This is a genomic window from Lysinibacillus mangiferihumi (genome assembly GCF_003049665.1).
GTDB classification, from domain to species: domain Bacteria; phylum Bacillota; class Bacilli; order Bacillales_A; family Planococcaceae; genus Lysinibacillus; species Lysinibacillus mangiferihumi.
The window spans coordinates 177,803-197,712 of the sequence record NZ_PYWM01000003.1; the positions used below are offsets into that span (position 1 = coordinate 177,803).

The 19,910-nt window shown below is 35.5% G+C and carries 23 protein-coding genes and 1 riboswitch; of the genes, 13 read left to right on the forward strand and 10 right to left on the reverse strand.

The features are described from left to right. Positions 1-45: 45 nt before the first annotated feature. Genes C9J37_RS04590 through crcB (C9J37_RS04600) form a run of 3 tightly spaced genes read right to left on the reverse strand, consistent with a single transcriptional unit; the run spans position 46 to position 1,111 of the window. Entirely contained in the window at positions 46-393 is a 348-nt protein-coding gene (locus C9J37_RS04590; protein WP_107894437.1) for a hypothetical protein, read from the reverse strand. Beyond that, positions 390-752 (reverse strand): fluoride efflux transporter CrcB, encoded by a 363-nt coding sequence (gene crcB, locus C9J37_RS04595; protein ID WP_107894438.1) that lies wholly within the window; start codon positions 750-752, stop codon positions 390-392. The genes C9J37_RS04590 and crcB (C9J37_RS04595) overlap by 4 nt, the downstream gene beginning before the upstream one ends. After that, positions 749-1,111 carry a fluoride efflux transporter CrcB gene (crcB, locus tag C9J37_RS04600; RefSeq protein ID WP_107894439.1) on the reverse strand — a complete coding sequence of 121 codons (363 nt, stop codon included), beginning with the start codon at positions 1,109-1,111 and terminating at the stop codon, positions 749-751. Before crcB (C9J37_RS04600) ends, crcB (C9J37_RS04595) begins: the two co-directional genes overlap by 4 nt. A 557-nt stretch (positions 1,112-1,668) precedes the next feature. Here crcB (C9J37_RS04600) and C9J37_RS04605 point away from each other — a divergent pair. The 3 genes from C9J37_RS04605 to C9J37_RS04615 all read left to right on the forward strand — a co-directional run bounded on the left by C9J37_RS04605 (position 1,669) and on the right by C9J37_RS04615 (position 6,233). Next, positions 1,669-3,411, forward strand: a complete 1,743-nt coding sequence (locus C9J37_RS04605) for an ABC transporter ATP-binding protein (protein WP_107894440.1) — start codon at positions 1,669-1,671, stop codon at positions 3,409-3,411. Further along, positions 3,408-5,141: an ABC transporter ATP-binding protein gene (locus C9J37_RS04610; RefSeq protein WP_107894441.1), complete on the forward strand. Its 1,734-nt coding sequence runs from the start codon at positions 3,408-3,410 to the stop codon at positions 5,139-5,141. The genes C9J37_RS04605 and C9J37_RS04610 overlap by 4 nt, the downstream gene beginning before the upstream one ends. A gap of 621 nt (positions 5,142-5,762) precedes the next feature. After that, on the forward strand, positions 5,763-6,233 hold the full coding sequence (locus C9J37_RS04615) for a DinB family protein (protein ID WP_107894442.1): 471 nt from the start codon (positions 5,763-5,765) through the stop codon (positions 6,231-6,233). Between the two features lie 346 nt (positions 6,234-6,579). Here C9J37_RS04615 and C9J37_RS04620 read toward each other — a convergent pair whose 3' ends face one another. From C9J37_RS04620 to C9J37_RS04630, 3 genes are all read right to left on the reverse strand, one after another. After that, positions 6,580-6,846 carry a hypothetical protein gene (locus C9J37_RS04620; protein ID WP_107894443.1) on the reverse strand — a complete coding sequence of 89 codons (267 nt, stop codon included), beginning with the start codon at positions 6,844-6,846 and terminating at the stop codon, positions 6,580-6,582. 500 nt (positions 6,847-7,346) lie between these two features. Further along, positions 7,347-7,907 (reverse strand): hypothetical protein, encoded by a 561-nt coding sequence (locus C9J37_RS04625; RefSeq protein WP_107894444.1) that lies wholly within the window; start codon positions 7,905-7,907, stop codon positions 7,347-7,349. A gap of 286 nt (positions 7,908-8,193) precedes the next feature. Continuing rightward, complete coding sequence (locus C9J37_RS04630) at positions 8,194-8,571, reverse strand: hypothetical protein (protein ID WP_107894445.1); 378 nt, start codon at positions 8,569-8,571, stop codon at positions 8,194-8,196. Positions 8,572-8,747: 176 nt separating this feature from the next. Here C9J37_RS04630 and dacB point away from each other — a divergent pair, with 176 nt between their 5' ends. The 6 genes from dacB (at position 8,748) to lepB (ending at position 14,127) form a co-directional block, all read left to right on the forward strand. After that, entirely contained in the window at positions 8,748-10,181 is a 1,434-nt protein-coding gene (dacB, locus tag C9J37_RS04635) for a D-alanyl-D-alanine carboxypeptidase/D-alanyl-D-alanine endopeptidase (protein WP_107894446.1), read from the forward strand. Positions 10,182-10,270: 89 nt separating this feature from the next. Further along, positions 10,271-11,026 (forward strand): SDR family NAD(P)-dependent oxidoreductase, encoded by a 756-nt coding sequence (locus C9J37_RS04640; RefSeq protein WP_107894447.1) that lies wholly within the window; start codon positions 10,271-10,273, stop codon positions 11,024-11,026. Between the two features lie 31 nt (positions 11,027-11,057). Further along, positions 11,058-11,495 carry a MarR family winged helix-turn-helix transcriptional regulator gene (locus C9J37_RS04645; RefSeq protein ID WP_024360997.1) on the forward strand — a complete coding sequence of 146 codons (438 nt, stop codon included), beginning with the start codon at positions 11,058-11,060 and terminating at the stop codon, positions 11,493-11,495. A gap of 532 nt (positions 11,496-12,027) precedes the next feature. Further along, the gene (locus C9J37_RS04650) at positions 12,028-12,966 is read left to right on the forward strand and encodes an LCP family glycopolymer transferase (protein ID WP_107894448.1); all 939 of its coding nucleotides are present in this window, start codon (positions 12,028-12,030) and stop codon (positions 12,964-12,966) included. Between the two features lie 348 nt (positions 12,967-13,314). After that, positions 13,315-13,410 (forward strand): hypothetical protein, encoded by a 96-nt coding sequence (locus C9J37_RS04655; protein ID WP_029747072.1) that lies wholly within the window; start codon positions 13,315-13,317, stop codon positions 13,408-13,410. A 159-nt stretch (positions 13,411-13,569) separates the two neighbouring features. After that, positions 13,570-14,127, forward strand: coding sequence for a signal peptidase I (gene lepB, locus C9J37_RS04660; RefSeq protein WP_107894449.1), 558 nt, complete (start codon positions 13,570-13,572; stop codon positions 14,125-14,127). A 60-nt stretch (positions 14,128-14,187) separates the two neighbouring features. On the opposite strand, the gene C9J37_RS04665 is transcribed toward lepB, so the two are convergent. Continuing rightward, positions 14,188-14,385 carry a hypothetical protein gene (locus C9J37_RS04665; protein WP_107894450.1) on the reverse strand — a complete coding sequence of 66 codons (198 nt, stop codon included), beginning with the start codon at positions 14,383-14,385 and terminating at the stop codon, positions 14,188-14,190. Between the two features lie 177 nt (positions 14,386-14,562). Further along, positions 14,563-14,663: riboswitch (purine riboswitch) on the forward strand. A gap of 57 nt (positions 14,664-14,720) precedes the next feature. Between C9J37_RS04665 and C9J37_RS04670 the strand changes: the two genes are divergently transcribed. Beyond that, complete coding sequence (locus C9J37_RS04670; protein WP_107894451.1) at positions 14,721-15,887, forward strand: MFS transporter; 1,167 nt, start codon at positions 14,721-14,723, stop codon at positions 15,885-15,887. 104 nt (positions 15,888-15,991) lie between these two features. Then, positions 15,992-16,285: a hypothetical protein gene (locus C9J37_RS04675; protein ID WP_024360992.1), complete on the forward strand. Its 294-nt coding sequence runs from the start codon at positions 15,992-15,994 to the stop codon at positions 16,283-16,285. Positions 16,286-16,343: 58 nt separating this feature from the next. Here the strand turns inward: C9J37_RS04675 and C9J37_RS04680 are convergent, their stop codons facing one another. The 3 genes from C9J37_RS04680 to C9J37_RS04690 form a co-directional block, all read right to left on the reverse strand. Beyond that, complete coding sequence (locus tag C9J37_RS04680; protein ID WP_235617020.1) at positions 16,344-16,829, reverse strand: DUF3231 family protein; 486 nt, start codon at positions 16,827-16,829, stop codon at positions 16,344-16,346. 229 nt (positions 16,830-17,058) lie between these two features. Further along, positions 17,059-17,343, reverse strand: coding sequence for a hypothetical protein (locus C9J37_RS04685; RefSeq protein WP_107894452.1), 285 nt, complete (start codon positions 17,341-17,343; stop codon positions 17,059-17,061). Between the two features lie 106 nt (positions 17,344-17,449). Further along, positions 17,450-18,085: a cupin domain-containing protein gene (locus C9J37_RS04690; RefSeq protein ID WP_107894453.1), complete on the reverse strand. Its 636-nt coding sequence runs from the start codon at positions 18,083-18,085 to the stop codon at positions 17,450-17,452. A 747-nt stretch (positions 18,086-18,832) separates the two neighbouring features. Here C9J37_RS04690 and C9J37_RS04695 point away from each other — a divergent pair. Then, positions 18,833-19,381 carry a hypothetical protein gene (locus C9J37_RS04695; protein WP_107894454.1) on the forward strand — a complete coding sequence of 183 codons (549 nt, stop codon included), beginning with the start codon at positions 18,833-18,835 and terminating at the stop codon, positions 19,379-19,381. Positions 19,382-19,473: 92 nt separating this feature from the next. Continuing rightward, positions 19,474-19,908 carry a GNAT family N-acetyltransferase gene (locus tag C9J37_RS04700; protein WP_107894455.1) on the forward strand — a complete coding sequence of 145 codons (435 nt, stop codon included), beginning with the start codon at positions 19,474-19,476 and terminating at the stop codon, positions 19,906-19,908. The last annotated feature ends 2 nt before the right edge of the window (positions 19,909-19,910 follow it).

Consider the following 19,910-nt stretch of genomic DNA (forward strand, 5'->3'; position numbering starts at 1 on the left):
CGATTTGCTGTCAATCTAACACTTTCTTTGTTTTGTCTAACGCTTTTAAAACATCTGTGGTAATAGCTCATTTATAAATTGACGATTTTTACGTAGCCAAATTTTTAAAATGATGCGATGCGTTAAAAGCTGATGTCTTTTGTTGGGCCTGTTTTTTGCTTCTAGTAAACTCTCGAGTAATAGGCACGTTTCGGTAGCGTAATTTGTAGGTTCTACTAGCACATCAAGTTTATAATCTATTAAGTGCGCTGCTTGCACCTTTGCGAGTAATTTGGCAAATAGAGTCGTCATTTCTTGGTAAGCTTCATCAAGTTCTAAGTCAATTAATGTATATAATGTATGTTCAATTTCAGCCTCTAAAGCTTGAAGCTGCTCGATTGTTGGTTGTGTCAAAAAATCACCTCTAATGTTTTAAGGACGCCCTGCATGAGGGAAAGCCCTAGTGCTACAAAGAGCAATCCGACAATTACTGTACTACAAACATAACGGAACGCTAGATGCCATTGTTTCTTTTCGATTAGTTGCAATGTTTCAAAACCAAATGTTGAAAACGTTGTATAAGCACCTAAAAAACCAATTCCTAAGAAATGCCATAGCGCATCACTTGGATGTGCACCAACTAACAGACCGAGTACAAAGGAACCTGTTATGTTGATGACAAAGGTAGCCCAAGGATATGTACTAACAATCCATTTACCTAAGTAAAACCTTGCTAATGCACCTAAAAATCCGCCTATTCCAACTAATATCATTGCATCCGCCTCCTTGCAAGTAGAGCACCTAGCCAAGCGCATACTAGACCACCGAACACACTCATCAAACAATAGGCGAGTGCTTGTCCCCATTTACTATTTTCCAACAGTAAAAGTGTCTCTACAGAAAAGGTCGAGAAGGTAGTAAAGGCTCCTAAAAAGCCTGTACCAATGCCGAGTACAAGGGGCGTGCGCTTAGTAAAGGTGGTGAAAAGGAAGGCTAAACAAAAACAGCCAACTAAATTAATGCAAAGTGTTGAAAATGGAAAGACCGCCGTATTTGCAGCTAGCATACTTATATAATAGCGGGAAATAGCGCCTAAACATCCTCCTAAGCCGATTGCAACAAATATTTTCAATGTCAAAGACTCCTTTATTTTTTAGACCGAGTATACATAATAAGATTCATCGCATGCCTTTCTATTGTATCAAGCACAAAAGCAGGATGGTAGTTTTTTAAAGTTTGTTGTAATAAAAGCTATTTTCTTGCGAATAAAGCAATTCACTACTTTAAAGCGTTAATTATTTCCTGTAATATATAAAAAATAACAGTTTGAATGTTGACAATTATTTCAATTATATGATAATCTTCAATAACACTATAACAAACCAAACAAAGGAGGGCATGACAATGATGATTTTATCCGTACGATACAAAAGCACAGCTGCATACATTGTCCATGTCTAACATTGTTATTTTTTATGCAATGAAAGGGATGGGTGCACCTTACCTTTTATAAGAGACGCATGCTCTTTTCAGGGGATGCGTCTTTTTTATTGCAAAAAAAGGTGATAGTGAACAGAAAAAGGAGTGTATGTGTATGCAAAACATCACAAGGAAATTAATTTTCAATAAGGAATTGCTAGATAGTGGGTAGCGAAGATGTAAAGCATGTAGGAAAGAAGGTATTGAAGTATGTTTGATGTATTAAGTAAACTAAGTTGGTTTTTTAAGCAATATTGGAAGCAATATACAATAGCGATTGTACTCTTAATCATTGCGAGTGGATTAGAGGTTATTCCACCGTATTTACTAGGGTCTATTATTGATATTTTAACTGCAGGCACAATGACAACAGCAATTTTAACGAAATATTTGTTGATTTTTGTGGCTATTATTGTTGGCGGTTATGTCTTGAATTTTGTTTGGCAATTTCGATTATTTGAAGGTGCCATTAATTTAGAGAAAATGTTACGTCGCAATTTAATGCAACATTTTTTACGTATGACACCGACATTTTATGAAAAAAATCGCACTGGTGATTTGATGGCACGAGCTACAAATGATTTAAACGCCGTGTCACTAACTGCGGGCTTTGGAATCATGACACTGATAGACTCGACGATATATATGGGCTGTATTATTTTTGCAATGGGTTATATGATTTCGTGGAAGTTAACGTTTTTTGCCATGTTGCCAGTGCCCGTTATGGCTATTCTTATTCAGTATTTAGGGAAAATTGTGCATGAACGGTATATGAAAGCGCAGGACGCCTTTGGTGAATTAAATGATAGTGTCCTTGAGTCAGTAGCAGGTGTTCGAGTTGTAAGGGCATATGTACAAGAAAAAAAGGACGAAGCAAACTTTGCGGCAATGAGTGAAGTCGTTTATGAAAAAAATATGCATACGGCAAAAATCAACGCTTTATTTGGACCCATCACGAAAGTAGGGACAGGGATTAGTTATGTTGTGGCACTTGGCTACGGTGCACATCTAGTATCGACTGAGGCGATGTCGTTAGGGCAACTGGTAACATTTACTGTCTATTTAGGATTAGCAGTTTGGCCAATTTTTGCGATTGGGGAACTTATTAATGTAATGCAGCAAGGGAATGCCTCACTGGACCGTGTACAGGAAACGTTACGCTATGAAGCGGATGTACAAAATAGTGCAACACCGCAAGCTGTAGCAACGCCAAATGCTATCGGGTTCAACGATTTATCTTTCCAGTATCCAATGAGCCATGTGAAAAACTTGGAGCGTATTTCATTGTCGCTAAAAAAAGGGCAAACACTTGGTATTGTTGGAAAGACAGGTGCAGGGAAAACAACCTTCTTACGACAGCTGCTACGTGAATATCCGATTGGAGAAGGTCAGTTGTCTATTGATGGCATTGATATTACAGCTCAAACAAAAGAGCAGTTACTCGATTGGATCGGCTATGTGCCGCAGGATCATGTATTATTCTCCCGTACAATTCGAGAAAATATTTTATTTGGAAAAGAAGATGCTACAGAAGAAGAGCTGAAACAAGCGATTTATGCAGCATATTTTGAAAAAGATTTAGCCCATCTCCCAATGGGGCTTGAAACACTTGTTGGAGAAAAAGGGGTATCACTTTCAGGCGGTCAAAAGCAACGTGTATCAATTGCGCGGGCACTCATTAAAGACCCTGAAATTTTAATCCTTGATGATTCACTTTCAGCGGTAGACGCTAAAACGGAAGCTAAAATCATCGAAAATATTCAGCGTGAACGACAGGATCGAACGACGATTATTACAACCCATCGATTATCGGGAATTCAACATGCAGATATGATTATTGTGCTTGATGAAGGACAAATCGTAGAACAGGGAACACATGAACAGCTCCTTTCACAACAAGGCTGGTATAAAGAACAATTCGACCGTCAGCAGCTAGAAGGGGGTGCCTCATGAGTACGAGTCAACGCTTAACACGCTATGCAATGTATTTTAAAAAACCAATATTTTTAGGGTTATTTTTCTTAACCATTGCTGTCTTTACCGAACTTGTCGGGCCATTTATTGCAAAGCATATCATCGATAATTATATGACGATCGGTCAAATAGAGATTAAACCGATTACGTGGTTGTTACTATTGTATTTAATTTTGGCGATTGCTACAGCGGTATTACGTTACTTTATGTATATTTATTTACAAATGGGCGCAAATCGGGTTGTTCAAAAATTACGTAAAGATGTATTTGAGCATATTCAAACGTTACCGATTCAATATTTCGATAATTTACCAGCAGGGAAAGTTGTTGCGCGTGTAACCAATGATACCGAGGCAGTACGCAATTTATATGTCCAGGTGCTATCGAATTTTGCAACAAGTTTAATTTCAATCATCGGTGTATATGTAGCGCTGTTTATTTTAAATTGGCAAATGGCATTATTGGCATTAGTCATGGTGCCGGTTATTTATGTATGGATGATTTTATATCGGAAATTTGCTTCGAAATACAATGATGTTATTCGCACAAAGATTGCCGATATCAATGCAATGATTAATGAATCCATTCAAGGAATGACAATTATTCAAGCATTCCGACGTGAGCAACAAATGACGAAGGAATTTGATGATATGAATAATGAACACTATGCCTATGAACGTAAACTATTAGTGCTCGATTCGGCGACTTCATTTAACTTAGTGAATACGTTAAGGCTTTTAATGTTTACGATTTTTATTTTCTATTTTGGGACCCAATCGATGACGACAACGCAAATAATTTCAGCAGGGACTTTATATGCTTTTGTCGATTACTTAACAAAACTCTTCAATCCAATCACCAATATTGTAAATCAATTTTCGCAGCTTGAACGCTCGCTGATTGCAGGGAAGCGCGTGTTTGAGGTGTTAGATATAGATGGAGAGCCCGTATCTGAAGTAAGTCTACCAAGATATAAAGGAAATGTAGTGTTTGAGGATGTTTCCTTTGCCTACAAAAACGATGACTATGTTTTGAAAAACTTATCATTTGAAGCACATCAAGGAGAAACAATTGCACTTGTAGGTCATACGGGCTCTGGAAAAAGTTCGATTATGAATTTATTATTCCGCTTCTATGACCCATCTAAAGGCAAGATTTCGATTGATGGTATTGATATCACAACGGTTGCTCGTCAATCTATGCGTGAGCATATGGGGATTGTCTTACAGGATCCGTATTTATTTACAGGGACCATTGCTTCCAATGTGAGCTTAAATAATCCGAAAATCTCTCGACAAAAAGTGGAAGATTCTTTAAGAGCCGTTGGAGGAGATCGCGTGCTTGCAAACTTGCCAAATGGCTATGATGAACCAGTGATTGAAAAGGGAAGTACATTATCTTCTGGTCAGCGACAATTAATTTCTTTTGCACGTGCATTAGCCTTTGATCCAGCCATTTTAATCTTAGATGAAGCAACTTCAAATATTGACACTGAGACAGAAGAAATTATTCAACATGCAATGGATGTACTGAAAAAAGGGCGCACAACATTCATTATTGCCCACCGTCTGTCAACAATTAAAAATGCGGATCGAATACTTGTCTTAGATCGTGGAAATATTGTGGAGCGTGGTACCCACGATGAGCTATTAGCACATGGTGGAATTTATGAAAAAATGTATCAAATGCAAGCAAACTCTTTGCAGTAAAAGTAAGGACAACGAGGCTGGGACAAAAGAGAAAAGGTGTTAGATTGATGGCAGTCAATCTAACACTTTTTTGCTGCGCCGTTGTTGCCCGCGTCTTACGCTGTGTGCGTTCTGAGCAGGAGTCACCGCCTTCGCTACCAACAACTAGTGAACACTTCTAATTTTTTATTTATTGCAAAAGCAAGAATAGCTAAGTTAGCTAAGTTCTCCATATAGCAAAAATTTACGAAAACCTTTCTTTTTTATTAAAAGTCAAGAATTAGAGTAATGCACTTAATATTTCTGGATCTATATACAATGTGCAACATTATAATATGCTATTTTTAAGCTGAACTAATTTTGATCTTGGTTCAGCTTTTATGTGTGTTTTAAGTGTTGGTTTGAAATAAAGATTGATCAAAAGTATGCTACGGTTGTTGTTATAATCTAACTCAAAGTTGAAAGGGTTTAGACCTCAACTACTCGCCCTGCTGTAACAGTCAATCTCCCTTGTTAATCATACACATTCATCTCCCACCAACATTTGGAAACATGTTACACTATACCAAACAACTGATTACTCAGATATTCAACTAACGGTCCAGTTTAGTTGAATAGAAGATTGATGTAAAGGAGGATAAAATGAATATATATTGTAAGAGTGCATTACATCAAATTAAAGTCGCTGTAACGACAATTGTTGAAATGATAGAAAAGTTAACAGAAAATGACTTGGAAAAAAGGCCTACACCTAATAAGCAGTCCATAGGAGAGCTGTTAGAGCATATTGCTATAATTTGTGAAGCTGATTCGCTTATTTCGGACGGGGCATCTCAAGACACGATGAACAAATTTTATTCAAGTGTTTCATATAAAAGTCTAAATGGAATTAAAGAGGCATTAATAAAAAATCATCAATTTTTAGAAGATAAATTTATGAATTTCACTGAAGTCGAACTTCAAGAGGAAGTTACTTCTTTTTGGGGTGTTACATACTCACGATATGAATGGTTGTTAGAGATTGTAGCTCACATTTATCATCACAGAGGGCAATTACACTCTATGCTTATTCATTGTTATGGAATAGACCCAAAAGTTCCATTGTTTGAATAGAACTTTACTATTGAACTAACGGAGTGCGTTAATTAGAGATCATTACAAAGCATGCATTAAAATTAGACTTTCCAATTAGTCTGGTAGGAGATGGCTTAATTCAGTTGAAATAACGTTTGATAGTGATGAATTATACAGCAGAGGTTGTTAAATGATTGGAAACTTTAGCTTTCTTATCGTGGAAAAAGCCTACTTAGATATTAAATTATTGACTGTAGAAACTCTAACGGAAATATTAAATGATAGCAGACCAATGTAAAAATAAAAGACAAAGTCGAAACACTCGACTTTGTCTTTAGTAAGTAACTTCGCAATAAAAGTATAATATTACGATTCATAAAAAAAACTAACGCTCACCTATCATGAAAAGTAGTATAATAGACAAGAAAATACCAAGGAAATAAAGCCACAAAACAATATAAGGGGAATACTTCCAAAATCCTTTTTCCTTTTTAATAAAGCTTAAAATACTAAAGATTATTCCTATCGCAATTAAAATTTCTCCAACTAAAATTACGATTACCGCAGCAATTTGAAAATAATAAAAGCAAGCAATTACAATAAGTCCTGCTATAGAAAATAATGCTGATAACTTCCCACTTTTACCAAGCATAATTTCCCTCCTTATTCCTTTTTCTTACTTCTCAAGTCATATGTATATACTGAATTATATCAAAAAATAAAAAACATAGCGATTCATCATATCGCCTTAAGGTAGTTTCATGAATAACCATATAAGAGAAAGACGCAACCTTAGAGAAAAATCGAAAGTTGCGTCCATCGCATGTATGAATAAATCATAGAAATAAGGTGGCACTAGTAATTGAGCTGTGAAAAGGTGTAGTATAACCTTTTTCCATTTGGCAATGTAGCGTAAGAACACTAAAGTCAATGCTAGTAAGAAAATTAGCAGCCCATTGCAACCATTTTTGCAGAGAACGCCCCAACGATACGTGATGTCCCTGCTTCATCTGTCTGATTAGCACATTCGATAATAATACGGTCACAGCCACAACGTTCAGGATATTTCGTATTTGCATCATAACAATGATCGTGATATTTACAGCAATTGTCTAATGCATTAACAGTAGGACCTGAACCACAGTTCGCCCCTTACCAGTTATATCTAACAAGTGGGTTAAATGGATTTCCTTTATAACGGAAAGAACAACAACCGTTTTGAAGACAAGGTAAACCCCACCCCTGTGCACTAAGTACATCATCGTCTTGAAAGTCATCTGATGTTACATTCTTGTAATCTTCTGGTATCGTTAACTTACTATCAGAGGACAACTGCTCCCATTCATTTAATAGTTCATCATCTAAATACATAATAGTCTTCTTAATTTCTTTTTCTATATCTAATGATACAACTTTCACTAAGTAAGATGTTCTGTTTGTCTCAGTGTTTATTGTTTTGAAAATAGTACCAATAAGAAAATTATTAAATTGTAGGAAGGTGGTTTTTTGTTTCACTTTTGTTTTGTTTTGTTCATTGAATTCGTTGAATGCATAAGTAGTTTCGTAGTCTACTTGTTCTATTTTGGGGTCATTGAATAATTCTTCTTTATTCAATTTATCTAGTGCTTTTGTTAATAGCGCTTGGCTCTGCTGATCTAAAGTACTTACTCCATCGGATGGTACTTTTCTTACTCGAATATCAGTAATGTTCATTCTTATTCCTCCTTTGGTGGTTTATACTTTATAAAAGAGGTATGTTATAAAGAAAAAACAAAAATTAAGCTAAACTAATTGGCTCGTTATACCAAAAGAAGGAAGTGAAATCCTTAATGAGATATTAAATATGTGAGAAAATCAATGCAACAGCCCTAATAAAATTTTTAACACAGTCTAAGCCCCACTTTGCTAAGTGGGGCTTAAGTGTTGACGAAAGGCATCAAGAAGTTCGCTCTTGATGCCTTTGCTTTATATTGTGTAGAGTGAAAAACGCCCTCTATATTTAATAAGTACTTTTCACATTTTTTAAGACATTGACAAAGAATAATAAAATAGAAAGTGCAACGGCAATTCCACCGCCAGATACGAACAGTTCAAATAACCAATGAGGCACATCTAAGTAAACCATCATCATCCCAACTAACAGAAACGGTAAACCGATATTGTAAAGCCAAAACTGTGCCTTGGCGAGCCCTGTTTTTGCAGCATCCTTAAAATGACAATAAACGAGCCCTATGAATCCCGTAGTTAGCCAACCAACGACACCAATATGTGCATGTGTCGTCTTCCATTGAAGTTGAAATGCATAATGCATAAACAGTCCAAAAGCGATTGTAAGTATTAAATAGAAGATCGATATTTTAATCCATTTTGCGCCCATCGAAACCAACTCCTACCTTGAAAGCGATTTTAGCTAGCTACTACAGTCTATTCATGTCGAAAAAAAAGATGTCTGTCCACTTCAGAAGAAGTTAGAATGGCTGTTGAATTGAAAAAATAAGTGCTTTTACTTAAAATAAAAAATAATTAGAGAATATTTTATCAAATGGAGGTTTTATGAAAAAGAAAATTGTTATATTGACGATGCTTCTAACATTGTGTTGTTACCCATTGCTATTTGTTGAACAAGCACAGGCAAATGAGCAAACGATGACGAATAAAATCAATACAATCATCGCTAAAAACTGGAAAAACAATGAATATAGTATTACGGTGCGAGAAATGGAAAAAGGAGACGTTCTTTATAGTAAGCATGGAGAAAAAATGATACGTCCCGCCTCCACACATAAATTGCTTGTTAGTGCTGCGGCATTAGATTTACTCGGCTCTGATTATCGTTTTGAAACGAAGGCTTATGTGGATGGTCCCATTGAAAATGGTGTATTACAAGGAAATATTTATTTACAAGGTGGGGGTGATCCGACATTATTACCTGTCCATTTAGAAACATTCGCCAATGGGCTGAAAAAATTAGGAATCACCAAAATTACAGGTGCATTGATTGCTGATGATTCATGGTTTGATGACGATCGATTAGCCAAAGGAATAGTACCACAAGAAGAGGCATTCTCTTATGCATCACGTATTTCTGCTCTAACGCTCTCACCGAATGACCAATATGATGTCGGCAATGTCCATGTAAAAGTGACTGGCACTAAAATTGGACAAGCAGCCAAAATTCAGCTTATACCATATGCAAGCACAATCCCCATTGTCAACAAAACAAAAACTGTGAAAAAGGGTGAGAAATCGACCGTCAAAATCACAAGAGAATATGGAACAGATCGTATTGTTGTAACAGGCAATTTACCAGCAGGTACAGAAAAAAATACATATGTCACTGTTTATAATCCAACAATGTTTACGCTGGATGTATTACGAGAAAAACTAGTAGCAAAAGGAATTCAAAAAATGCCGCTTGATGTAGGGAAAGTGCCAGAAAATGCACAGCGAGTTGGCATTACTTACTCCATGCCATTAAAGGATATGAATTTTCGATTTTTAAAGTTAAGCATTAACGGTATGGGAGAAATGCTAACTAAGCAATTGGGAAGGGAGCTTCTTGGAGAAGGAAGCTGGTCTGCGGGCATTGAAGCCATTCGCACCTATGGTATAGATAGTGGATTAAATATGGACCAATGGTACTTTGAAGATGGCTCAGGCTTAAATCATCAAAACCGCGTTAGCAGTATGCAGGAAAGCTTATTACTATTTAAAGTTCGACAAAAACCTTGGTACTTCTCGTATTTGGACGCTTTACCACATGCGGGACGAAAAGGAAAGCTAGTTGGGGCAACATTAGAAAACCGCTTGAAAGGCTATAGTGTCTCAGCTAAAACGGGGTATATAAGTGGTACCTATGCGTTAAGTGGCTATGTTAAAGGGAGAAGTGGCAAGTGGTATATTTTTAGTATTTTAACGCAAGGCAATAAAGGTTCAGCAATCGCTACGATTGATGAAATTGTCAAGCAAATTGCCAATGAAATGTAAAGGGTTTCAATAGAGTGAGCAATCTAGTTTAACTATTAATAATTTAGTGATAAACTATTTAATGATTAATGAAAAGGAGCTGTTCACTCATGGGCAAATTACAAGACAAAGTAGTAATTATTACTGGTGGAGCTGGCGGTATCGGTAGTGGTATGGCAAAAGCGATGGTAAAAGAAGGCGCAATCGTCACGATTGTAGATTTAAATGAAGAAACAGGGAAAGCAATGGAAAAGGAATTGCAAAAAATTTCTCCAAAATCAATGTTTTTACAGGCAAATTTAATAGATCGTGCTAATTTGCATAAAATAATCGATACAGTTGTTGAAAAATACGGTAAACTAGATGTATTAGTTAATAATGCACATGCTTCAAAACAAGCAACGATTGAAGATACAACGCAGGCTGATTTAGATTTATCATTTGATACTGGTTTTTATCCAACATTTTATTTAATGCAAGCAGCATTACCGCATTTAAAAGAAACAAAAGGTAATATTATTAACTTTGCTTCTGGTGCTGGAATTGCTGGTCATGAAACACAAGGTGCGTATGCTGCAGCAAAAGAAGCAATCCGTGGTATTTCTCGTGTAGCGGCAAATGAATGGGGACGTTTCGGTATTAATGTAAACTTAATTAGCCCAATTGCAAATTCACCAGGTGTACAAGCATGGGCAAAAGCACAACCAGAATATTACGAAGCTGTTAAAAATAAAATCCCAATGGGCCGCTTTGGTGATGTAGAAGATGACATCGGCCGTGTAGCAGTATTTTTAGCATCAGAGGATTCACAGTATATCACAGGTCAAACACTTATGGTTGACGGTGGTTCAATCATGCTTCACTAATTTTCTCGGTTATTGTTCGAGGAGGATTTTTTTGACACAGACAAGTATTTTTAAACTCATTCATATGATTGATCAGATGAATAATGCTAATATTATACGTTTTACGAAAGGTTTTCCATATCCGCTAGGCATTTCACCGATTTTAGTTTTAAGTGAACTAAAAATTAAAGGTCCGCAAAGACAAGCAGAATTAGCGGAAACGATTGGTTATACGAAAGGTGCTATGACAAGCATTGCTGAAAAATTAGTAAAACTAGGCTTAGCAGAAAGACTATACGATGAGGCGGATAGACGTACGATTCGTTTACAAATTACGGATAAAGGTGTAGAGGCATTAATAAAAGCACAAGAGGTTGGAAAGGACGTATTTATTCAGCTTTTTGAAGTATTGAATGATGAAGAGATTGCACAATATTTGTCCATTCAAGAAAAGTTAGTGCAAGGAATACACGACAGAAATAATCAATAACAAAGTTGCGTTTTCCAGTAGCTTGGAGAAATATCTTGAGCGTTTTTACTGCTCTAGGTATTTCTCTTTTTTTTCGTAATGATTGCGTTAAAAATGCAAATCCAAATCCAAATCGAAAGGCTTGTGCCTGAAAAATGATTATGCGATTGAGATGGTTTTGTTGGCGAATTTAGTTGTCTAACTGAATCTTCTTTTAAAAAAACCGTAAAATCGACAAAAAAACTTTATAATTTAAGGAAAATTTGCTATTCTATACGGTACAAAGGGGTTTTTACATACATAACGAAATATTTTCTTACTGTAGGGAAATGATAGAAGGTAGGTTAAAAAATTCAAAGATAAAACAGCGGCATTTACAAACAGGATTGCCAATTTTACATATTAACGAATATAAAGACGCATATTTAGTAAATACTAGTGTACGTCTTTTTTTCGTCCAATATGCATATAAATAGACCATATAAACTTTTTTCCAACCTAAAACGTCAAAAAGAGGGGCAAATTTTTTTAAAAAGCTAGAGAGGACTTAAGTATGGAAAAAAACATGAAACGAATGAAAGAAAAGAAAAAAAAGAGTAAGAAGAAAATATGGCTTTGGATAGTAGGTAGCCTATTAACAATTTTTTTAATATTTATAGGTACAGCTTATTATACTATTCAGAAAACGATGAATAAAATCAATACACCTTTAGTTGAAGCGACAGACATTACTGAAGAAGCGCCAAAAACAATGAAGAAAAAAGAACCGTTTTCTGTGCTGTTACTCGGTGTTGATGAACGAAGCAACGACAGTGGCCGCTCAGATACAATGATTGTCATTACGGTCAATCCTGAAAAACAAACGATGAAAATGTTAAGCATCCCGCGAGATACACGTACCGAAATCATCGGTCATGACACAGTAGATAAGATTAATCATGCTTATGCTTTTGGAGGCGTACCAATGGCAATGGATACAGTTGAAAATTTGTTAGATATTCCACTCGATTATTATGTATTTATTAATATGGAAGGGTTTCTACAAATTATAGATACGCTTGGCGGTGTTACGATTGAAAATGATATGGATTTAACCTATGATTCATACCATTTTCCTAAGGGAGAACTATCTTTAAATGGCGATGAAGCACTTATTTTTTCACGTATACGATACGAAGACCCCCGAGGGGACTTTGGTCGCCAAATTCGTCAACGTCAAATTATTGAAGCAGTAATGAAAAAAGCTTCTACACCGTCCGTGATTTTAAAGGCTAGTGATATGCTCGATGTTGTCGGAGACAATGTCCGCATGAATTTTACAGTGAAAGATTTAATCCAGCTACAAAGTATATATAAGAAAATGGATAGTAGTATTGAGCAGTTATCATTTGAAGCAGAAGGAGGGCAAATGATTGATCAAATTTGGTATTATGTACCAGATGAAACGGAGCTTCAACAAATACAAACAGAGTTAAAAACCCATTTAGAATAAGGCACGATCATTTGGCTACAATAGTTGTAAAAATATGTTTGCGAAGGGAGCGAGATGAATGAATGGGAGGACCCAGGTGCTTAGGTATACAGCATTAAATAATTGCATGCAAAGCTATGTACCTAAACGGAAAGTACAAAAAAGTCCAGTTAAATTCATGATGCAACAGCTACAACTATTATGTTTTAAAATTTTTATGTAATACAAAAAAATCATTCAGGTAGGATGCATGCCTAGTTGAATGATTTTTTTCGTTATAAAACGTGCTAGCAGTTTTTTATTTCGTTTGAAATATCTGAAAATTTAGTGTATAATTCTTTATAAGAAATGGTTGAGGGAGTGATTGTGATGATGATTGGTACAATATTGTTAGCTATTGCGTTGCCTGTTGGGATTGTATTAGCAGTTGATTTATTTAACGAGCAACATCACTCTACTACATAAAGCAACTAGTTAATGTACATAAATAGAATATATTTTCCAAGACACAAGCGACTGAGCTTATGTCTTTTTTTCATGGTATGGAAACATTTTGTGTTTTTATTCGTCAATAGACACTAGAAAATGCTATACTATTAAATAAAAAAGTATCGGGGAATGAGCATGCAAGCAGAAAAAACGAATATGAAAAAAGAAATTCTATCCTACATTAAAATTATTGTCATTACAGCAATCGTCGTCTTAGGCTGTAAGCAATTTTTATTTGCACCGATAAAAGTACAAGGTGCTTCTATGTATCCGACATATGAGGATAGGGACATCATTATTGTAAGTAAAACAAGTAAAATTGAACGCTTTGACCAAATTGTCTTTCAATCTCCAACTGAGGATGAATTATATATTAAGCGTGTGATAGGGCTTCCAGGGGATACAGTCGAAATGATCGATGATGTATTGTATGTAAATGGAAAGGCCTATAAAGAAGATTATGTAAATCGTCAAACTGATGATCCGAGTCAACTACGCATTACCGAGAATTTCACACTAGAAGGTTTAACGAATGAGAAAAAGGTGCCAGAAGGTAAATACTTTGTCATGGGTGATAACCGTTTGAAAAGTTATGATAGTCGCCATTACGGCTTAATCGCAAAAGATGCTATTTATGGAGAAGCGAAATTGACACTTTATCCATTTAAGCATTTTCACATTGGCATTGAATAGAGACCAACGATAAAAATTCAAAAGGGGGCAGCTCATTGTAAATGGGCATGCCTCCTTATTTTATTTTGCTGATAATGCTTTACACACTTTATAAGAAGGGTAGTAAACGCAAACTGTTGAATCTTCAACAGTTTCTTTTAGCGGATGTTGACTTTTTTCTAAGCTAGTAGTTGGTTGATCGATTGAGAGCTCTTCTACAACTAATTCCGCGCCATAAAATAGCATTAAAAAATAGCATACTAATCCAAATATCCGCAAACAATCACCCCATTGCTATATTTCATGTCTATTACTATGTATGGTCGAATGATAAAAAATATAAGCAAAAAGCTAAAAAAATATATAAAAATAAATTGAGCCTATGTAAAGTACTGCTGGTGTTAGCAAATAGGGTGATAGAAAAATGTTGTAACGCAAAAATCCATATGCTAATATAGCTAAAGTAAAATAATGATCTGTATAACCTCAATAATATGGATTGAGGGTCTCTACCAGGAACCATAAAAATCCTGACTACAAAAATTTGCTTGCATTTTGTAGTCAGGATTTTTTTATGCTGCTACAAAATGAGAGTGTAACAGAAAGGTGATTCCATGAATTGGAGAGTATTTATATTGGCTGCTACTACTTTTGCAGTTGGGTTGGTAGAGCTAATTGTGGGCGGTATATTGCCATACATCGCAGATGATTTGAACGTCTCAGTTGCAACAGCAGGACAATTAATTACCATTTTTGCACTAGTATATGCTATTTCAGCGCCTGTCCTTTTATCGTTAACTGCGAAAGTGGAAAGGAAGCAGCTTTATCTTATTTCATTGTTTTTATTCACATTGGGGAATGTCATGACCTATTTCAGCCCAACCTTTGCCATTGTGATGATTGCAAGAATTATCACAGCAATGAGTACGGCATTGGTAATTGTGTTGTCTTTAACAATTACAACAAAAATAGTAGAGCCAAGACATCGTGCCAAAGCGTTAGGGCTTATTTTTGTCGGCGTCAGTTCGGCATTAGTCATCGGTGTACCGATGGGCATTTTTATTACCGAAGCATTCGGTTGGCGTGCCGTTTTTTTAGGGATTGCAATGCTGTCAACTGTATCCATGATTCTAATATTTATGATTTTAGAAAAAATGCCAGTTGTTGAAGTGGTGCCATTAAAAGCTCAAATCAAGTCATTAGCTAATTGGAAAATAGCGAGTGCGCATTTAACAACACTGTTTATGTTGGCGGGGCATTATATGCTTTATGCCTACTTTACGCCATTTTTAGTTGAAGCATTTAATTTAAGCTCTTCTTGGATCAGTATTTGTTATTTAGTATTCGGTCTCGCTTCAGTAAGCGGAAATGCAATTGGTGGTTGGTTAAGTGACCAAATTGGTACGGGCAAATCAATCGTTATGATTATCGCAACATTTGCCATCGTGCTGTTCAGTATTCCGTATACAATTGTCGCTTTTCCCTTATTTTTAGTCGTGACAGTGTTGTGGGGAGCGCTTAGTTGGGCACTTACACCACCGTTACAAAATTATTTGATACAAACAGATCCTAAAACATCGGATATTCAACAAAGCTTAAATACTGCCGCCTTACAAATAGGTATTTCGATAGGCTCTGCAATTGGAGGGGCTATGTTTACTGTTACAGGCTCGGTCATGCATTTAGCAAGCTTTGGTGCTATTTTAGTGTTAGCTGCATTAGGTTGTGCCATTTTTTCTTTAAAGAGAGCGCCGCTTGCAAAAAAATCATCATTTAAATAGTAACCTATAAAATATCATTTATGCTAAATGTAAATTATGATATAAAGCAGGACTATGATTGTTGAAAATAGAATGTAAGAGAAGAGAGGGAGGCTGGTAAATAAATGCAGGTAGATTTAACGGAATTTGAAGGATTGAATGTGAAAGTTGTCGCAACGATTGATCACACGCTTTATCGGAACGTTGGTGCCATTATTTTATATGAAGAAGATTCACACATTTTATCTGTACGAAAACTGAAACGAAAAATCGCTGATCAATATATACCAACAGACGAACTCGAAAATTTTATATTTGATTCACAAGCTGATGCTATTAAATTTACACATAAGTTAACTAGAATGAGTGCGCTGGATTATTTGTTAGTGACAAACAGAGAAAAACAGTTAAGTGAATAGCCGTTTAGGTCGCCTTGTAAAGTACGAGACGACCTAAACAATTGCTTTATTGCTCGATTTACATTGTAGAAGGAGCAAGTAACCAACTTTTTTTGTGACTAAGGGCAATTAACTTTGCGCCAAGATTGGCATACTTCATATGAAAGACTTGATATTTTGTAGAGAGCATATGCTCGATAGACATGTCCATCGCTTGACTGACTGAAATTAACGAAGAAGCAATATTCATCGATAGGATGGCACTAATTTCGCAATCATTTACTGCTGTCTTGCCTCCAATCTTAGCAATTTGTAAACTTCCTTGGTCAATGGATAGTGGTGGGGCAAGTACGCCATTTTCTTTTATTAGCTTCTCTAGTTGTTTATTTTCCTCTTTTAAATATTGAATAAACTCCAAAATAATAACTTTTAACTCTCGATTCACGGCATGCTTGAAAAAGAGATGATTGGTCGCTATATAGCCATTGTTGACCCCAAGTTGTTTCCAAATTGCAAACACTTCCTTAAAACGTAGAGCGTCTAAATTTCGCTTTGACATTTTCATTATTGCACGTCCTAACTCATTTTATAGTTGTTTATTGTGAGATTAGGATGGGGTGATTTGTTATTTTTTATACATTTATAGGAAAAGTAGTCATTATCAATTTGGTATGTGTGTCATCTAGCAAAACGTATGTACATTATTTGTTTGAAGGCTTCGCCACTTTACTTCTGCTTTTTCTCTGTTTTGCTTTTCAATAGAAGTCTCGTCACGAAGCATTCCTTATCTACCATCATGCTTTTGTTGTTTTATTTTTAAAGCTCCTAATCGTGGTCTTTAAGGACGCATAATTCCCAATGGCTGCGTATCCATAAAAAAGGCCCATAAATACACCTACTAAAAAATTATGTTTGTGGCTAATAAAAATAGAAATCATTAAACCTAGAGCCAGAGCGATTGCTGGTACATATTTAGGTTGAATAGGGAAAAAAACCTTAATTGCTTGAGTCAGGATCATGACAACCGGTACGGCAATCACAGCATCCCAAAAATTTGTATGAATAATAGGAAAGCCCATAGTTTATACACCTCTTTTATGCATGATGAATAATAGTTAGACTTTCCATTCTGAAATGTTTTATGCATTTTTGCAACGAAAACCAATAGACTTCATGCCATGAATATTAGTAACCATTTTGATACATGTATGGATAATGGTAAAGATTTAGGTTGTAAGGCAGATACATTTGCATAAAATTTGGTGAGCTAGAGGGAGTGGGAATGGATTGGTTGCATTCTTTTGGAGGACCGATATAAGTCGTAGGAACAACAGGCGCAATCGTTTGTTTCCATACATTTTCGTCTAAGCAATACGTATGCGCCATAATTGCTGGTGGTGTAAATTTCAAAATATCAGAACCTAAAATGACTTCTGGTGTAGGGGCATCAAAAATAGCGAGTATATGCGTGTTGTCTGCATTCGCGACGATATAATGCCACCACCCCTGTGGAATATTTGTTACCTGTCCAGATTTTATTGGGTAATTTTGAATTTGTTTTGTAAAGGAATTTAATAAGGAAACGGTAGCAGCACCAGAAATACAATAAACAAGCTCTCCTGCATTTTGATGATAATGCGGTTCTACAACATTATTCGTACTTAGAAATATATCAAGCAAGGATACATTTTCTAATGTATTTAATTGGGCAGTACCAAGAATATTGATGTAGTTTTGATTATCCTTTTTAAATAGGGGGCTTGTATTTACATCAAACGTAAACTGCGTGGATGGAGATGTGTAGTCGATGGGCAAAATCATACATCCTTCCTTCATGTAAGTACATGTTCGTTAATATCACAGATTATGACTATAGATGTAGGTGCTTTAAGCGAACGCCTATGAAAGAACTAAATAACAAAAAAAATTAAACGGGATTTGCGCGAGGGTTTTAAATTTTTATCTAGTAATCAATGATTATTTTGTATTTCAATTATGACTTCTTTTTCAACTTTAGAATGCTCTTGTTCAGAATTCACTTGAGATTTTAGATTAAACCAGATAAATAAGTTTAATACATTTACGATTACTATGATGACTATAATTGCGACTGCAACTTTTACCCAATTCATATGTACCTCACTTCCTTTTTATTTTTTTGATTGGATTTAGATGAGTCTATAAAAATTATAATATATTTCTGATAATTAATGAAGAAATTAGCTACTTCAAACGAATAAATTAAAATACAGTTTCTACATTTCCTATTTTTCAGTCAGTGTCCCAGTAAAAATTTATGAATACGCATTTGTCTTCTACATAACAATACAAGTCTAAACATATAAATAAAGGTAGCGAAAAAATACTAGTGTTTAACCATTAATAGAATCAAATCTAGTATTTTCACAATTCAACTACATCCTATTAAAAATTAAGGAAATCTTAAGTTTCAGCTTAAGTAAAAATTAAGATTTATTTTCTATACTATAAAAATAAGGAAATTACGAAACCATTTGAAGAATTAAAACGTATTGGTATTAACAGAACAATATTGAAGTAGGTGACGAAATGGTATATACCATTTACATAGTATTGACAAAAACAGGGACCTTATTATCGAAAGCAATAGGGATGTATACGGGAAAAGAGATGAACCATGCTTCCATCGCATTTGACCAGGAACTTTTTGATATGTACAGTTTTGGGCGAAGACAGCTCAATAATCCTCTAAGTGGCGGATTTTTAAGGGAAAATGCAGAAGCTGGTCTTTTTGAATGTGCGGATTGTGTGATTTACCGTTGTCGTGTTTCGTATTATCAGTACCTAGAGATGGAAAAAATTGTACACTATATGTATTGCAATCGAGATCGATATAAATATAATTTTATTGGGCTTTTTGGTGTGATGATGCAAAAGGAAGTACGCAGAGAACGCGCTTATTTTTGTTCTCAGTTTGTGGCAACCCTTTTAAAAATCGGTGGTCTGAAGATTTATCAAAATCCAGCGTTAATGACCCCCGACTGTATTGCACAGTTACCTTATTTAGAAGAGATTTTTGCTGGTAAACTAGCAGATTATTTACAAGATGTACGACAACCCGCAATGCTGTATGGTTAACATCACCTTATTCAATTCCGTTGTATGCCTATCGAATACATGTAAGACATTTTTTGATATAATGATTGAATAAAGAGAGGCGGGTGATAAAGGTGCAAATCATTGTAGTTGAAGGTGTACCTTATCATTGGGTACAACAGTTACAAGAAATTCATGCACATGTATTTGAAGGTGCACATCTTACTCTAGAAAAACTGGAATGTAAAAAAGACCTACTTTGTTTATTTGCCGTGGAGAAACAGGAGATGGTAGGATTTAAATTAGGCTATCCACATTCTGATGGCGTTTTTTATAGTTGGTTGGGCGGTGTTCACGAAAAAATGCGAGGTCAAGGTATTGCTAGTCAATTGATGCGACAGCAACATGAAAAAGTGCTAGATCTTGGCTATAGTAAAGTTCGTACATACGGTAGAAATAAGCGCAAAACCATGCTCATCATGAATATTCACCATGGTTTTGATATTGTATCGACTTTTATTGATGATAAAGGTCGACATAAAATAGTGTTTGAAAAATTATTGAATTGAGG

Coding starts and splice junctions, on each gene's coding strand:
- crcB (WP_107894438.1), bottom strand. CDS start 752: ATGATATTAGTTGGAATAGGCGGATTTTTAGGTGCATTAGCAAGGTTT.
- C9J37_RS04605 (WP_107894440.1), top strand. CDS start 1,669: ATGTTTGATGTATTAAGTAAACTAAGTTGGTTTTTTAAGCAATATTGG.
- C9J37_RS04610 (WP_107894441.1), top strand. CDS start 3,408: ATGAGTACGAGTCAACGCTTAACACGCTATGCAATGTATTTTAAAAAA.
- C9J37_RS04615 (WP_107894442.1), top strand. CDS start 5,763: ATGAATATATATTGTAAGAGTGCATTACATCAAATTAAAGTCGCTGTA.
- C9J37_RS04620 (WP_107894443.1), bottom strand. CDS start 6,846: ATGCTTGGTAAAAGTGGGAAGTTATCAGCATTATTTTCTATAGCAGGA.
- C9J37_RS04625 (WP_107894444.1), bottom strand. CDS start 7,907: ATGAACATTACTGATATTCGAGTAAGAAAAGTACCATCCGATGGAGTA.
- C9J37_RS04630 (WP_107894445.1), bottom strand. CDS start 8,571: ATGGGCGCAAAATGGATTAAAATATCGATCTTCTATTTAATACTTACA.
- dacB (WP_107894446.1), top strand. CDS start 8,748: ATGAAAAAGAAAATTGTTATATTGACGATGCTTCTAACATTGTGTTGT.
- C9J37_RS04640 (WP_107894447.1), top strand. CDS start 10,271: ATGGGCAAATTACAAGACAAAGTAGTAATTATTACTGGTGGAGCTGGC.
- C9J37_RS04650 (WP_107894448.1), top strand. CDS start 12,028: ATGGAAAAAAACATGAAACGAATGAAAGAAAAGAAAAAAAAGAGTAAG.
- C9J37_RS04655 (WP_029747072.1), top strand. CDS start 13,315: ATGATGATTGGTACAATATTGTTAGCTATTGCGTTGCCTGTTGGGATT.
- lepB (WP_107894449.1), top strand. CDS start 13,570: ATGCAAGCAGAAAAAACGAATATGAAAAAAGAAATTCTATCCTACATT.
- C9J37_RS04670 (WP_107894451.1), top strand. CDS start 14,721: ATGAATTGGAGAGTATTTATATTGGCTGCTACTACTTTTGCAGTTGGG.
- C9J37_RS04675 (WP_024360992.1), top strand. CDS start 15,992: ATGCAGGTAGATTTAACGGAATTTGAAGGATTGAATGTGAAAGTTGTC.
- C9J37_RS04680 (WP_235617020.1), bottom strand. CDS start 16,829: ATGAAAATGTCAAAGCGAAATTTAGACGCTCTACGTTTTAAGGAAGTG.
- C9J37_RS04685 (WP_107894452.1), bottom strand. CDS start 17,343: ATGGGCTTTCCTATTATTCATACAAATTTTTGGGATGCTGTGATTGCC.
- C9J37_RS04690 (WP_107894453.1), bottom strand. CDS start 18,085: ATGATTTTGCCCATCGACTACACATCTCCATCCACGCAGTTTACGTTT.
- C9J37_RS04695 (WP_107894454.1), top strand. CDS start 18,833: ATGGTATATACCATTTACATAGTATTGACAAAAACAGGGACCTTATTA.